This window comes from Actinophytocola sp. (assembly GCF_035762905.1).
In the GTDB taxonomy this organism is placed as follows: Bacteria; Actinomycetota; Actinomycetes; order Mycobacteriales; family Pseudonocardiaceae; genus DASYTH01.
The window spans coordinates 15,290-29,618 of record NZ_DASUCC010000078.1; the positions used below are offsets into that span (position 1 = coordinate 15,290).

At 73.6% G+C, this 14,329-nt stretch carries 12 protein-coding genes; 11 read left to right on the plus strand and 1 reads right to left on the minus strand.

The window, feature by feature from the left end; translation table 11 throughout:
- Window positions 1-19: 19 nt before the first annotated feature.
- The 8 genes from VFV67_RS16205 (at window position 20) to VFV67_RS16240 (ending at window position 9,962) form a co-directional block, all read left to right on the plus strand.
- Window positions 20-478 carry a MarR family winged helix-turn-helix transcriptional regulator gene (locus VFV67_RS16205; protein ID WP_326470913.1) on the plus strand — a complete coding sequence of 153 codons (459 nt, stop codon included), beginning with the start codon at window positions 20-22 and terminating at the stop codon, window positions 476-478.
- A gap of 27 nt (window positions 479-505) precedes the next feature.
- Entirely contained in the window at window positions 506-2,605 is a 2,100-nt protein-coding gene (locus VFV67_RS16210; protein ID WP_326470914.1) for a S9 family peptidase, read from the plus strand.
- On the plus strand, window positions 2,602-3,555 hold the full coding sequence (locus VFV67_RS16215) for an LLM class F420-dependent oxidoreductase (protein ID WP_326470915.1): 954 nt from the start codon (window positions 2,602-2,604) through the stop codon (window positions 3,553-3,555). Before VFV67_RS16210 ends, VFV67_RS16215 begins: the two co-directional genes overlap by 4 nt.
- An 85-nt stretch (window positions 3,556-3,640) precedes the next feature.
- Window positions 3,641-5,179, plus strand: a complete 1,539-nt coding sequence (locus VFV67_RS16220) for a pyridoxal phosphate-dependent decarboxylase family protein (protein WP_326470916.1) — start codon at window positions 3,641-3,643, stop codon at window positions 5,177-5,179.
- A complete protein-coding gene (locus VFV67_RS16225) occupies window positions 5,176-6,459 on the plus strand; it encodes a lysine N(6)-hydroxylase/L-ornithine N(5)-oxygenase family protein (RefSeq protein WP_326470918.1) in 1,284 nt (427 codons plus the stop codon). The genes VFV67_RS16220 and VFV67_RS16225 overlap by 4 nt, the downstream gene beginning before the upstream one ends.
- Window positions 6,452-8,194 (plus strand): IucA/IucC family protein, encoded by a 1,743-nt coding sequence (locus VFV67_RS16230; RefSeq protein WP_326470920.1) that lies wholly within the window; start codon window positions 6,452-6,454, stop codon window positions 8,192-8,194. The genes VFV67_RS16225 and VFV67_RS16230 overlap by 8 nt, the downstream gene beginning before the upstream one ends.
- A 40-nt stretch (window positions 8,195-8,234) precedes the next feature.
- Entirely contained in the window at window positions 8,235-9,074 is an 840-nt protein-coding gene (locus VFV67_RS16235) for a hypothetical protein (RefSeq protein WP_326470921.1), read from the plus strand.
- A gap of 150 nt (window positions 9,075-9,224) precedes the next feature.
- Complete coding sequence (locus VFV67_RS16240) at window positions 9,225-9,962, plus strand: hypothetical protein (RefSeq protein ID WP_326470923.1); 738 nt, start codon at window positions 9,225-9,227, stop codon at window positions 9,960-9,962.
- Here VFV67_RS16240 and VFV67_RS16245 read toward each other — a convergent pair.
- A complete protein-coding gene (locus tag VFV67_RS16245; protein WP_326470925.1) occupies window positions 9,952-11,217 on the minus strand; it encodes an amidohydrolase family protein in 1,266 nt (421 codons plus the stop codon). The two genes, VFV67_RS16240 and VFV67_RS16245, sit on opposite strands and share 11 nt — an antisense overlap.
- A 61-nt stretch (window positions 11,218-11,278) precedes the next feature.
- Between VFV67_RS16245 and VFV67_RS16250 the strand changes: the two genes are divergently transcribed.
- The 3 genes from VFV67_RS16250 to VFV67_RS16260 are packed head-to-tail and all read left to right on the plus strand — an operon-like array spanning window position 11,279 to window position 14,312.
- On the plus strand, window positions 11,279-11,797 hold the full coding sequence (locus VFV67_RS16250; RefSeq protein WP_326470926.1) for a MarR family winged helix-turn-helix transcriptional regulator: 519 nt from the start codon (window positions 11,279-11,281) through the stop codon (window positions 11,795-11,797).
- 32 nt (window positions 11,798-11,829) lie between these two features.
- Window positions 11,830-12,630 (plus strand): TIGR03084 family metal-binding protein, encoded by an 801-nt coding sequence (locus VFV67_RS16255; protein WP_326470927.1) that lies wholly within the window; start codon window positions 11,830-11,832, stop codon window positions 12,628-12,630.
- Window positions 12,627-14,312 carry an acyclic terpene utilization AtuA family protein gene (locus VFV67_RS16260; RefSeq protein WP_326470928.1) on the plus strand — a complete coding sequence of 562 codons (1,686 nt, stop codon included), beginning with the start codon at window positions 12,627-12,629 and terminating at the stop codon, window positions 14,310-14,312. Before VFV67_RS16255 ends, VFV67_RS16260 begins: the two co-directional genes overlap by 4 nt.
- Window positions 14,313-14,329 lie beyond the last annotated feature (17 nt).

The following is a 14,329-nucleotide window of genomic DNA, read 5'->3' on the forward strand; positions in this document are numbered from 1 at the left end:
CTTGTCTATCATGACCGGCATGACCGCCACAAGGCTCGACTTCGGCATCCTGCTCGTCCTCGCCTGCCAGGAGTTCGTCGCCGAGCTGCGGGCCGAGCTGGCCCGGGAGTTCGACGACCAGGGACCCTCCGACGGCTATGTGCTGCGGTCGCTGGGTGCCCGGCCGATGACGACCAGCGAACTGGCCGAGCGGCTGCACATGAGCAAGCAGGGCGCCGGCCAGATCGTCGAGGACATGGAGCGCCGGGGCTACGTTGAGCGCCGTCCGGACCCCAGCGACCGCCGGGCCCGGCTGCTGCACCTGTCCGAACGCGGCCGGGACGCGCTGGCCGCGGCCCGGCGGTTCCACCAGCGCTACGAGCGGCGGCTGGTGCGCGAACACGGGCGCGCGGCGGTGGAGACGGTGCGCGCGCTGCTCGGCGACATGGCCGGAGTCGAGCCGGACACCGACCCCCGGTTCCGGCCTATGTACTTGTGAGCCGGAGCGGACCGTAGGGTTTCAGGGGTGAACTCAGAGACCTCGTTCCTGCGGCTGCAGGCCAGAACTCAGCGCTTCACCCTCGGCACCGCCCGGGAGTTCCGGATCTCGCCGGATGGTTCCCGGGTGCTGTTCCTGCGCTCGGAGTCCGGGGAGGACCGTCGGCACCTGTTGTGGCGGTTGGATCTTGCCACCGGCACGGAGAGCAGGCTGGCCGATCCGGCCGAGCTGCTCGCCGGGGGCGACGAGGAACTGCCCGCCGAGGAGCGGGCCCGCCGGGAGCGGTCCCGTGAGCAGGGTGGCGGCGTGCTCGGCAACGCCACCGACGACGCGGTCCGGGTGGTGGCCTTCGCCCTGTCCGGCCGGCTTTTCGTGGCCGACGCGGTCGGCGGCGAGGTGCGCGAGTTGGACACCGCGGCTCCGGTGGTGGACCCGCGGCCGGACCCGACCGGCCGGCACGTCGCCTACGTTGCCGGCGACGCGCTGCGGGTGGTCGGGGTGGACGGGACCGGCGACCGCGCGCTGGCCGAGCCGGAGGGGCCGGACCGGGCCTGCGGGCTGGCCGAGTTCATCGCCGCCGAGGAGATGGGCCGCTCGCGCGGGTACTGGTGGTCCCCGGACGGCACCCGGCTGCTGGTCGCGCACACCGACCGGCGGCCGGTGCGGCGCTGGCACATCGCCGACCCGGCCAACCCGGCGGCGCCGCCGAACGTGGTGGCCTACCCGGCCGCCGGCACCGACAACGTCGAGGTCCGGCTGGCCGTGATCGGCGTGGCCGGCGGGCGGGTCGAGGTCGACTGGGACGGCGCGACGCTGCCCTACCTGGCCAGCGTGCACTGGTCGGCCGGCGGACCGCCGCTGATCGCGGTGCAGACCCGGGACCAGCGCACGATGCAGATCCGCTCGGTCGACCCGGACACCGGCCGCACCGGCCTGGTGCACGAGGAGACCGACGCGCACTGGGTGGACATCGTGGCCGGGGTGCCGGCCTGGACCACCGACGGCCGGCTGGTCCGGGTGTCCGCCCGGGACGGCGCGTATCGCCTGGTGGTGGCCGACAAGGAGGTCACCGGGCCGGACCTGCAGGTGCGCTCGGTGCTGGACGTGGCGGCGGACGTGCTGTTCACCGCGTCCGCCGAGGATCCCACCCAGGTGCACGTGTACCGGGTCGGGGACGCCGAGCCGATCCAAGTGTCCACTGTGGACGGAGTGCACGGCGCTACCCGGTCCGGCGCGGTGACCGTGCTGACCTCGTGGTCGCTGGAGCACTCCGGACCGCGGATCACGGTGCTGCGCGGCGCCGAGCCGATCGCCGAGGTGGCCTCGTTCGCGGTGACCCCGCCGATCGTGCCCAACCTGCACCTGTTCACCATCGGCGACCGGGCGCTGCGCGCGGCGCTGCTGCTGCCCACCGGCTACCGGACGCAGGACGGCCGGCTTCCGGTGCTGCTCGACCCGTACGGCGGCCCGCACGCGCAGCGCGTGCTGGCCAGCCGCAACGCCTTCCTCGGCGCGCAGTGGCTGGCCGACCAGGGTTTCGCGGTGCTCATCGTGGACGGGCGCGGCACGCCGGGCCGGGGTCCGGACTGGGACCGGGCGATCGCGTTCGACCTCGCCGGCACCACGCTGGCCGACCAGGTGGACGCGCTGGAGGCGGTGGGGCGGGCCTATCCCGAGCTCGATCTGTCCACTGTGGCCATTCGGGGCTGGTCCTACGGCGGGTATCTCGCGGCGCTCGCGGTGCTGCGCCGGCCGGACGTCTTCCACGCCGCGATCGCCGGCGCACCGGTGACCGAGTGGCGGCTCTACGACACGCACTACACCGAGCGCTACCTCGGCCACCCGGACGAGCGCCCGGAAGTCTACGAACGCAACTCGCTGCTCGGCGACGCGCCGAACCTGACCCGGCCGCTGCTGCTGATCCACGGTCTGGCCGACGACAACGTGGTGGTCGCGCACTCGTTGCGACTGTCCTCCGCGCTGCTGGCCGCCGGCCGGCCGCACTCGCTGCTGCCGCTGCCGGGTGTGACACACATGACTCCGCTTGACGACGAGGTGTCCGAGAACTTCATGCTGGTGCAGTTGCACTGGCTGAGGGACGCACTCGGGATCGGAGACAAACCGTGACCAGATGGGGAATCACCCTGCCGTTGACCGGAGTTCCGCTGTCCGCGCACCGGGAGCTGGTGCGCGAGCTGCCGGCGCTGGGCTACACCGACGCGTGGTCGGCCGAGACGGCCGGGTCGGACGCGTTCACCCCGCTGGCGCTGGCCGCCGAGTGGGCGCCCGAACTGCGCCTGGGCACCGCGATCGTGCCGGTCTACACGCGCGGCGCCGGGCTGCTGGCGATGAGCGCGGCGACCATCGCCGACCTCGCCCCCGGCCGGTTCGTGCTCGGCATCGGCACCTCGACGCCGACCATCGTGCAGAGCTGGAACGGCGTGCCGTTCACCGAGCCGTACGCCCGGACCCGGGACACGGTGCGGTTCCTGCGGGCGGCGCTGGCCGGGGCCAAGGTCAGCGAGCAGTACCCGACCTTCTCGGTGGAGAAGTTCCGGCTGGAGCGGGCGCCGCAGCAGCCACCGCAGCTGATGATCGCGGCGCTGCGGCCGGGGATGCTCCGGATGGCCGCGCGGGAGGCCGACGGGGCGATCACGAACTGGCTGGCCCCGACGGACGTGCCGAAGGTACGCGCCGAGATCGGTCCGGACCGGGAGTTGGTCGCCCGGATCTTCGTCTGTCCAACCGAGGACGTGGACGCGGCCCGCCGGCTCGGCCGGCTGCTGATTTCCAGCTACATCACCGTTCCGGTGTACGCGGCGTTCCACGACTGGCTGGGACGCGGTGACGTGCTGCGTCCGATGCACGAGGCGTGGGCGGCCGGCGACCGGGCCGGGGCCAACGCCGCGATCCCGGACGAGGTGGTCGACGACCTGATCGTGCACGGCAGCCCGGCGTACTGCCGGGAGCGGATCGCCGCCTACCTCGAGGCCGGACTGGACACTCCGGCGATCGCGCTGCTGCCCACCGGAGAGGATCCGTTCCACCAGGTACGGGCGCTCGCGCCCACCCGGTAGGTTGATCGCCCGGGTCACCCGAAAGAGGGGGCCCGGGCGCCCGTATTGTGCGGGAGACTGGGTCTGGCGAAGGGAAGCCCTGCATATGCACACCTCGGCTGACGTGCGGGCACACGTGCGCCCGGAGACCCGCCCGAGGCTCGCGGGTGGCGTGGCCGGTGCCGAGGAGGTGCTCGAGCTCGTCGAGACCGCGACCAGGGCACTGGCCGACGGGGCGGTCGACCGGTCCGGGCCGGCGCCGGCCGGCGGGCCGGCCGCGGTGGCCGCGATGCTCGCCGCACAGGGCGTGGATCTGTTGCCGGACAACGGCATCGGCGCGGAGGCGGCGCTGCGCGAGCTGACCCGGCTGCTCGCCGCCGGCTCGGTGGACCCGAGCCATCCGTGGTGCGCCGCGCATCTGCACGGCCCGCCGCTGGCCGTGGCCGCCGTGGCCGATCTGGTGGCCGCGGTGCTCAACCCGTCGATGGACTCCTGGGACCAGGCGCCGATGGGCAGCGAGCTGGAACGCGAGCTGACCGCCGAGTTCGCCCGGCTGTGCTTTCCGGCCGCGCCGTCCCCGGACGCGGTGGTGACCAGCGGCGGCACCGAGTCCAACGTGCTCGGTCTGCTGCTGGCCCGGCAGACCGCGGCGGACCAGGGTTTCTCGGTGGTGCGCACGGTGTGCGGGGCCAACGCCCACCACAGCGTGGCGCGGGCGGCCTGGCTGCTCGGCCTGCCGAGCCCGATCGTGGTGCCCTGCCACGGTGGGCGGATGCGCCCGGACGCGCTGGCCGAGGTGCTCGCCGACCTGTACGACCCGGCGATCGTGGTGGCCACCGCCGGCACCACGGACGCCGGGGTGATCGACCCGCTGCCCCGGATCGCCGAGCTGTGCCGGTCGGCGAACGCCTTCCTGCACGTGGACGCGGCCTACGGCGGCGGCGTCCTGTGCAGTGCGCGACTGCGGCCGCTGCTGGACGGGTTGGAGCTGGCCGACACCGTGTCGGTGGACCTGCACAAGTTCGGCTGGCAACCGATCGCCGCCGGGCTGCTCGCCGTCCGGGACACGAAGTCGTTGACCGCGCTGGATGTTCGGGCCGAGTACCTCAACGCGGCGGACGACACCGAGGCCGGCCTGCCGGACCTGCTCGGCCGGTCGCTGCGCACCTCCCGGCGAGCGGACGTGTTCAAGATCGCCGTGACGCTGCGGGCGCTCGGCCGGTCCGGCCTGGCCGGGCTGGTCGAGCGTTGCTGCGCCACGGCCGCCGAGCTGGCCGGTGCCGTGGCGGCCCATCCCGGGTTGCGGCTGTGGGGCCGGCCGGACCTGTCCACCGTGCTGGTGCGGCCACTGCTCGCCGACGAGCTGGCCGGCGAGCTGGGGGCGGAGGCGGGCGACATCCTGGTGGCCCGGGTGCGCAGGCGATTGCTCGAGGACGGTGTCGCGGTGCTCGGCCGGGCGTCCGCCGGACCGTCCACTTCGGACGGCGACGACGGGGCGAGCCGGTTGTGGCTCAAGCTGACCCTGTTGCACCCCACTGCCGAGCTGCGGGACTACCTGCCGCTGTTGGACATCGTCGCCGCCAGGGCACACCAGGAGTTGGAGTCCGTCGTCGCCGACCTGGATCGGGCGCTGGTCGTCCGGTGACCGAGGTCTTAGACCTGGCCGGTGTCGGCATCGGCCCGGCCAACCTGTCGTTGGCCGCACTCGCCGCTCCGGTCGGGGAGTTACGCGCGGCGTTCTTCGAGCGGACGCCGGAGTTTCGCTGGCATCCCGGGTTGATGATCGACGGGACCACGATCCAGGTGCCGTTCCTCGCCGACCTGGTGTCGCTGGTCGACCCGGCCAGCCCGCTGTCGTTCCTGAGCTACCTGCGCGACCGCGACCGGCTGTTTCCGTTCTACTTCGCCGAGCGGTTCCACATTCCGCGCGCCGAGTACGACGCCTACTGCCGGTGGGCCAGTGAACGGCTGCCGGCCTGCCGGTTCGCGCACGAGGTGTTGTGCATCGAATGGTCCACTGTGGACGATGCGTTCGCGGTCGAGGTGCGCCCGGGCGGGCGGGTGCTGGCCCGCAACGTGGTGCTCGGCGTCGGGACCGCGCCGCGGGTTCCGGCACCGCTGCGCTCGCTGCCCGGCGTGCTGCACTCGAGCGAGTACCTGCCGGAGCGGCCGCGGCTGCTCGCCGCCGGAGACGTCACCGTGCTCGGGTCCGGGCAGTCCGGCGCCGAGGTGTTCCTGGACCTGCTCCGGCGGCGGCCGGATGGCGGGCTGCGCTGGCTGGCCCGCACGCCCGCGTTCGCTCCGATGGAGTACTCCAAGCTGGGGCTGGAGCAGTTCACGCCCGACTACGTGCGGTTCTTCCACGGGCTGGACGAGGCGGTGCGGGACCGGCTGGAACCGACGCAGTGGCAGCTGTACAAGGGAATCAGCGCCGAGACGATCGGTGAGATCTACGACGAGCTGTACCAGCGCACGGTGGGCGGGGGCTGGCCGGGGGTGACGCTCGCCCCGGCTGTTGAGGTGACCGCGGCGGGCGAGCGGGACGGCCGGATCGAGCTGACCCTGCGGCACGTCCAGCAGGGCGGCACCGCCACGGTGCTGACCGACGCGGTGGTCTGTGCCACCGGGTACGCCGAGCGCGATCTCGGCGATCTGCTTGCCCCGCTTACGGGTCAGCTGCACCGGGACGGCTCCGGCCGGCTGGCCGTCGGCACCGACTACCGGGTCGGGCTGGCACCGGAGGTCACCGGATCGCTGTTCGTGCAGAACGCCGAGCGGCACACGCACGGGGTGGGCGCGCCCGATCTGGGCTTGGCCGCGTGGCGGTCGGCGACCATTCTGAACGAGGTGTGCGGACGGCCGGTGCACCGGTTGCCGGACCGGACCGCGTACACCACGTTCGGGTTGGGAGGTCTCGATGAGTGAGGCGTGGCGGGCGGCCGGTTCCCTTGTGACACACAAGATGCTTGGCGAGCTGAGTTACGAGGGGCTGCTCTGCCCGGTGCCGGACGGCGACGGCGGCTGGTTGCTCGAGCTGGCCGGCGGGACCCGCTACCGGTTCCGGGCCCGGCGCGGCGCGTTCGAGTGCTGGGTGGTCGAGCCGGGCAGCGCCCGGCGGGGCGACGCGCCGGCCGAGGATCCCAGGACGCTGGTCGCGGACGCCCGGGTCGAGCTGGGGCTGACCGGGCTGCGGCTGGCCGACGTGCTCAGCGAGCTGACCGCGACCGTGGCCAACGAGGCGGCCCGGCTGTCCCGGGCGCCCACCGCCGCCGATTTGTCCACAATGGACTACGACCGGGCCGACGGGCACCTGACCGGGCATCCGCGGCTGGTGCTCAACAAGGGCCGGATGGGCTTCTCGGCGGCCGACCGGGAGCGGTACGCGCCGGAGGCCGGGGTGCCGTTCCGGCTGCCGTGGCTGGCCGTGCACCGCGACCTGGCCTCGTTCCGGTGCGTCGCCGAGCTGGACGAGGAGCGGCTGCTCACCGCCGAGCTGGGGCCGGAGCTGCTTGCCGGTTTCCGGGCCGGGCTGGCCGACCCGGCCGACTTCCTGCTGATGCCGGTGCATCCCTGGCAGGCGGACGAGATCGTGGGCACGCTCTACGCGGCGGAGCTGGCCGCCGGCACGGTGGTTCGGGTCGGCGAGAGCACCGACCACTACCGTCCACATCAGACGGTTCGGACCCTGGCCAATGCCGACCACCCCACCCGGCTGGACGTGAAGACCGCGGTGTCGGTGCGCAACACGCTGGTCTACCGGGGCCTCGACTCGGCCGCGACGCTGGCCGCGCCCGCGGTGACCACCTGGCTCCGGTCGGTGCACGCGGACGACCCGCTGCTCCGCTCCTACGGTTTCGACCTGCTCGGCGAGGTGGCCAGCGTGTCCGTGCGGCACCCCCTGTTCGGCCACATCGAGGAGCTGCCGTACCGGTTCCACGAGACGCTCGGCGCGCTGTGGCGGGAGCCGGTGCGGACCCGGCTGGCGGCCGGGGAGCGGGCCATCTCGTTCGCCGCCCTGCCCTACCGCGGACCGGGCGGCGAAGCGGTGCTGACCCGGCTGATCCGGGATTCCGGCGCCGAGCCGGAGGCCTGGCTGCGCCGGCTGCTCGACCTGACCCTCACCCCGCTGCTGCACTGGCTGCTCACCCACGGCGTCGGGTTCTGCCCGCACGGCCAGAACCTGATCCTGATCACCGACGCGGCCGGTGCCCCGCTCCGGGTGGCGATCAAGGACTTCGCGCAGGGTGTGGACCTGTTGAACGAGGAGCTGCCGGCGTACGCGAGCCTGCCCGCCGAGGCCCGGGCGCACATGCTGCGCTGGCCGCCGCACCTGCTGGCCCAGTCGCTGTTCAGCTCGGTGTTCGCCGGACAACTGCGGTTCCTGGCCGAGATCCTGCTGGACGACCTCGGCTTCGCCCGGGGCCGGCTGTGGGAGCTGGTGCGGTCGATCGTGCGCGGCTACCGGGCGGAGCACCCCGAGGTGGCCGCCCGGTTCGACGCGTGTCAGCTGTTCGCGCAGGACGTCGAGCGGGTCTGTCTCAACCGCGAGCACCTGGCCGGCAAGGGGTTCGACAAGGTCGAGCGGGACGACGAGTTCGACGTGCGGTTCGGCCGGGCCCGCAACCCGCTGGCGTCACCCGATCGGGGCGGCGCCTGGTAGCTCGGGCAACCGTCCTGGCGCCGGATTCCGTCCAGGGAGCATGCGAATTCTGATCGGTGTCACGCTGCTGTTGGGGGTGGCGGCGTGCGGTGGCGAGCCCAACGTCGTGCTGCCGATCGCCACCGGTCCCATCGCCGCTCCCGTCCCCGGGCCCGGCCTGGCCGCCTGGGAATCGTTCCCGGTGCACCAGGTGCCCCGGCCGATCGTGCTCACCCGTCGGCCCCCGATGCTGGCCGGCTTCAGCTCGGACGAGGGGAAGCTGGCCGCCGTGGCCGGGAGCTACGAGGTGACCGGCCCGCTCCCGGACGCTCCGCCGACGGTCACCGCCGAGCTTCCGGACGGCCCCGCCGAGTTCCGCACCCTGCCGGCCGAGGCGGCGCTTGCCGGGCTGCGCGCGGCCGGATCCGGCGCGGGCACCCAGCCCGCCCAACCGCTGCGGATCCAGAAGGTGGAGCTGGGCACCGCGACCTTCGGCACCGACCGGGGCGGGCTGGCGCTGCCGGCCTGGCTGTTCCACTCGGACCAGGCCACCGGCCCGATCGCCTGGCCGGCCCTGCCCGACGAGGCGTTCTGGAAGGCCGGCGCGACCGTGGGCGGACCCGGCCCGGCCCGGCTGGGCCCGGACGGCACGCTCACCCTGTCGCTGCCCGCCCCCGCCCCGCCGTGCCCCGGCGAGCAACCGCAGCGCGCCGAGCCGGTGGTCACCGAGACCGACACCGCGGTCGCGGTCACCATCCGGTTCGACCCGCCCCAGCCCGCCGGCGACTGCATCCAAGACGCCATGCTGCGCTTCACCGAGTACCAGGTCCGGCTCGGCGCCCCGCTCGGCAACCGGGTGCTGGTGGACGATCAGGGCGCGCCGATCGCGGTTACGCCATGATCGGGTGAGCTGCCGGGCAACCAACCGGCCGTCCCGGTCCGTCTGCCGGGTATGCGAGTACTTACTGGGGTTGGACTGATTCTTCTGCTGGGGGTGGCGGCGTGCGGCGGGCCGCCACGCGACGGGTTGCCGATTGCCACGCCGGTGGCCGTGTCGAGTCCCGGGCTGGACCCCTGGTCGTCCTTCCCGGTCGACCAGGTTCCGCGGCCGCTCGTGCTGACCCTGCGGTCGCCCGTGCTGGACGGGTACACCAGCGGGGAAGCCAAGATGGCGGGCGAGGTCGGGAACTACGAGATGACCGGTCCGTTCCCGGACGCTCCGCCGACGGTCACCGCCCAGCTCCCGGACGGCCCGGTCGAGTTCCGGACCCTGCCTGCCGAGGGAGCGCTGGCCGCGATGCGCGAGACCGGGACGCCGTCGCCGGAGCCCACAACGCCGATCCGGATCCAGCGGGCGGAACTGGGCACCGCGCCCTTCCGCACCGACCGCGGTGAGCTGGTGCTGCCGGCGTGGCGGTTCCACTCGACCGACACGCTCAGCCCGATGGCCTGGCCGGCCCTGCCGGAGGAGGCGTTCTTCGCCCACGACAAGCCGTACCCGGTGCACGCGGGCCCGGCCCGGCTGGGCGCGGACGGCACGCTCACCGTGACGCTGCCCGCGCCGTCACCGCCGTGTCCCGGCGAGGAACCCACCCGAACCGAGCCCCTGGCCACCGAGACGGACACCGCCGTGGAGGTCACCGTGCGGTTCCATCCACCGGCCTCGGGCGGCTTCTGCGAGCAGGTCGCGATGCTGAGGATGGCCGAGTACCGGTTCCGGCTGGCCAAGCCGCTTGGCAACCGGGTGCTGGTGGACGAGAAGGGGTCGCCGATCGCGGTCACGGGCTGACCAGATGGTCGGCCGCCGCGCGAACGGCGTCCAGGACGGCCGGCAGGTGTGGGTGCACCAGCCGGCCGTCCCGCTTGACCACCCTTCCGGCCACCAGCACGGTGTCCACGTTGCCCGGGTGGGCGGCGGTGACCACGGCGGTGATCGGGTCGTGCGCGGCGACCATGTTCACCGTGTCGGTGCGCAGCAGCACCAGGTCGGCCGCCTTGCCCGGGCGCAGCGAGCCGGTCGTCTCGCCGAGGCCGAGCGCCCTGGCCCCGTCCAGGGTGGCCATCCGCAGCACGTCGGCGGCGGCCACCCGGGGCCGGCCGTTCGGGGCGCTGGTCAGCTGGGTCGCCCGCATCACCGAGAACATGTCGCCGGCCACGGTGGTGACCACGTCGGCGCCGAGCCCGGTGGTGATCCCGGCGGCGCGCAGCCGGTCGAGCACCGGGGGGCCGAGGCTCATCAGCTCCTCGGTCGACGGGGTGATCGACACCGCGGCGCCGGAGTCGGCGATCAGCGCCAGCTCCTCGTCGGGCAGCGAGTTGCCGTGCACGTACAGGGTGTTCGGGCGGAGCAGGCCGCGCCGACGCAGCTCGTGCACCGGCCGACTGGCCACCGGTCCGCTGGCCACGTGCACGACGATCGGCAGGTCCAGCTCGTCGGCCAGCCGCCAGTCCTGCTCGGCCAGCTCGATCGGCGCGAACGACGGCCCGACCGGGGCGAGCGCCATGGTGATCGGCCCGCCGTCGCCGGGGAAGTGCCGCTCCCGGATCCTGCGGGTGTTGTCCGGCTGCCGGCGGTCCGGTTCGAACACCGGGTAGCCGTGCCCGTAGACCGCGCGGATGCCGGACTCGCGCAGCGCGTCGAGCGTGGCCTCGCCGTGCTCCGGCGTGTACTGGATGTGGCTGAAGTCCTGCACGGTGGTGATCCCGGCGTCGAGGCACTCGAGGGCGCCGGCCAGCGTGGCGACCCGGAGGTCCTCGGGCCGGTAGCGGGGCCCGATCCGGGCGATCACCAGCCCGAGGTAGGCGCGCAGGTCCAGGCCGACGGTCAGGCCGCGCAGCGGGGTCTGCCACAGGTGCCGGTGGGTGTCGACGAAGCCGGGTAGCACGATCCGGTCGGTGGCGTCGAGCACCTCGGCGCCGTCGGCCGGCAGGTTCGGCCCGACCGCGGCGATCCGGCCGTTGTCGATCAGGACGTCGGCGCCGCGGTGCACGACCGGCTCCGGCTCGGTGTCGATGACGTCTCCGCCGCGGATGACCATGCGCATGAGGACCTCCCAGAAGAAAGCTTTTGTGAAAGCTATCAACTGTGTCAACTAGCATGCGACGATGCCCGCTGAGTCCGATCCGGTCGCGGCGCTGATCGGCGCCTGGGAGACCGAACTGCCCGACGTCCTCGGGCCCAGTTCCGAGCTGAGCAAGCGGATCATGGTGCTGTCCGGTCTGCTGGCCGCGTCCACCAAGACCGAGCTGGCCGGGTTCGGCCTCACCGCAGCCGAGTTCGACGTGCTGGCCACCCTGCGCCGGTCCGGTGCGCCGTACCGGTTGAAGCCCAACGAGCTCAGCCGCTCGCTGCTGCTGTCCTCCGGCGGCACCAGCAACGTGATCAACCACCTGGTGGCCGAGGGTCTGGTGGAGCGGGAGCCCGACCCCGGGGACGGCCGCAGCACGCTGACCCGGCTCACCGCCCGGGGCATCGCCCTTGCCGAGGAGGTGGTGCGGGCGGTGGCGGCCGCGCACGAGGAGCTGTTCGGCACCGTCCCGCCCGAGGTGCTGCGTGCGGCCACCACCGCGCTGCGCGACCTGCAGGTCGCCCGTGTGAAGAAAAAAACAAGCATGAATGCTTGAAATGCCGCCGCGGGTCGTGCCACCGTGTTCGCATGGTGGACCTGACCGGACTGCTCGGTGATCTGCGTGCCGAGGGCGACGAGCTGGACGAGCTGGTGGCGCGGCTGCCGGAGACCGAGTGGGCCCGGCCGACGCCGGCCGCCGGGTGGACGATCGCCCACCAGGTGGCGCACCTGGCCTGGACCGACGACCAGGCGCTGCTCGCGGCGACCGACGGCGAGGCGTTCAAGCTGGCGACGATCGAGGCGCTGGCCGAGAACATGGAGCCGAACGAGTGGGTGAACCAGACCGCTGAAGAGGGTGCCCGGGTCCCGCCGGCCGAGCTGCTGGAGCGCTGGCGGTCCGGCCGGGCCAGGCTCGAGGCGGCGCTCGCCGCGGTGCCGGACGGCACCCGGCTGCCCTGGTACGGGCCGGACATGACCGCCGCCTCGATGGCCACCGCCCGGTTGATGGAGACCTGGGCGCACGCCACCGACGTGTTCGACGCGGTCGGCATCCGGCGGGCGCCGACCGCGCGGCTGCGGCACGTGGCCCACATCGGCGTGCGCACCCGGAACTGGGCCTACGCGGCGCACAACCTGGACGCCCCGGCCGAGCCGTTCCGGATCGAGCTGGTCGCGCCGGACGGCGAGTCGTGGACGTGGGGACCGCAGGACGCCGCGCAGCGGATCACCGGCCCGGCGCTGGACTTCTGCCTGCTGGTCACCCAGCGGGTGCACCGGGACGACACCGCGCTGGTGGCCGTCGGACCGGACGCCGACACGTGGCTGGACATCGCGCAGGCGTTTGCCGGGTTGCCTGGGGACGGGCGTAAACCCGGGGAACGGGTATGACCTCCGTGCTGCGGATCGGCAACGCATCCGGGTTCTACGGCGACCGGCTCGCCGCGGTGTCCGAGATGCTCACCGGCGGCCCGCTCGACGTGCTGACCGGCGACTACCTGGCCGAGCTGACCATGCTGATCCTCGGCCGGGACCGGATGAAGGACCCGAACCGCGGCTACGCCAGGACGTTCCTGCGCCAGATGGAGGGGAACCTCGGTCTGGCCCTGGACCGGGGCGTGAAGATCGTGGCCAACGCCGGTGGGCTCAACCCGGCCGGGCTGGCCGCGGCACTGGGCGAGCTGGCCGACCGGCTCGGGCTGCATCCGGCGATCGCCCACGTCGAGGGGGACGACCTGAGCACCCGGGCCGCCGAGTTCGGCTTCACCGGGGCGCTCACCGCCAACGCCTACCTGGGCGCCTGGGGCATCGCCGAGTGCCTGACCGCCGGCGCGGACATCGTGGTCACCGGCCGGGTCACCGACGCGGCCCTGGTCGTCGGGCCGGCCGCGGCGCACTTCGGCTGGGCCCGGGACGACTACGACGCGCTGGCCGGAGCCGTGGTCGCCGGGCACGTGATCGAGTGCGGCGCCCAGGCCACCGGCGGGAACTACGCGTTCTTCACCGAGCTGGCCGACCTCGCCGCACCCGGCTTCCCGATCGCCGAGCTCCACGCCGACGGCTCGTCGGTGATCACCAAGCACCCCGGCACCGGCGGCGCGGTGACCCGGGAAACCGTGACCGCCCAACTGCTCTACGAGATCGGCGGACCGGCCTACCTCGGCCCGGACGTGACCGCCCGGTTCGACACGATCACGCTGTCCGACGACGGCCCGGACCGGGTGCGGATCTCCGGCGTGCGCGGCGCCCCGCCGCCGGCCACCCTCAAGGTCTGCCTGAACACCCTGGACGGGTTCCGCAACAGCACCACGTTCGTCCTGTGTGGACTCGACATCGAGCGCAAGGCGGCGCTGGCCCGCCACCAGGTCGAGCGGGCGGTCGGTGCCGAGGGCGTCACCTGGACGCTGGCCCGCACCGACCACCCGGACGCGGACACCGAGGAGACCGCGAGCGCGCTGCTGCACGCCACGATCAAGACGCCGGATGCCCAGCGGGCCAAGGCGTTCTCCCGCACCTGCGTCGAGCTCGCGCTGGCCTCGTATCCCGGGTTCACGCTGACCGCGCCGCCGGCCGACGGCACCCCGGTCGGCGTGTACCGGCCGGAGTTCGTGCCACAGGCCGCCGTCGAGCACGTCGCCGTGCTGCCCGGCGGCGAGCGCCGGCCGGTCGCCGCGCCGACCGAGTTCGCCGAGCCGACCTGGGCGATCGAATGGGCGGCCGGGGCGGAGGTTCCGGGCGGGCCGACCCGGCGGATGCCGCTGGGTGCGGTGGCCGGGGCACGGTCCGGCGACAAGGGCGGCGACGCCAACCTCGGCGTGTGGGTGCGGGACGAGGCCGCCTACGCGTGGCTCGCGCACGAGCTGACCATCGAACGGCTGCGCCAACTCCTGCCGGAGGCCAAGGATCTGGAGATCGAACGGCACCCGCTGCCCAACCTGTGCGCGCTGAACTTCGTGCTGCACGGCCTGCTCGGCCAGGGCGTCGCCGCGTCCACCCGGTTCGACCCGCAGGCCAAGGCGCTCGGCGAGTGGCTGCGCTCGCGGACGGTCGAGGTCCCGGAGGTGTTGCTGTGAGTGAGCTTGCGAGCGAA

Bases quoted from the DNA above. Each gene is read 5' to 3' on its own strand.
- VFV67_RS16205 (WP_326470913.1), top strand. From the start codon at position 20: ATGACCGCCACAAGGCTCGACTTCGGCATCCTGCTCGTCCTCGCCTGC.
- VFV67_RS16220 (WP_326470916.1), top strand. From the start codon at position 3,641: ATGCACACCTCGGCTGACGTGCGGGCACACGTGCGCCCGGAGACCCGC.
- VFV67_RS16230 (WP_326470920.1), top strand. From the start codon at position 6,452: ATGAGTGAGGCGTGGCGGGCGGCCGGTTCCCTTGTGACACACAAGATG.
- VFV67_RS16235 (WP_326470921.1), top strand. From the start codon at position 8,235: ATGCGAATTCTGATCGGTGTCACGCTGCTGTTGGGGGTGGCGGCGTGC.
- VFV67_RS16245 (WP_326470925.1), bottom strand. From the start codon at position 11,217: ATGCGCATGGTCATCCGCGGCGGAGACGTCATCGACACCGAGCCGGAG.
- VFV67_RS16250 (WP_326470926.1), top strand. From the start codon at position 11,279: ATGCCCGCTGAGTCCGATCCGGTCGCGGCGCTGATCGGCGCCTGGGAG.
- VFV67_RS16255 (WP_326470927.1), top strand. From the start codon at position 11,830: ATGGTGGACCTGACCGGACTGCTCGGTGATCTGCGTGCCGAGGGCGAC.
- VFV67_RS16260 (WP_326470928.1), top strand. From the start codon at position 12,627: ATGACCTCCGTGCTGCGGATCGGCAACGCATCCGGGTTCTACGGCGAC.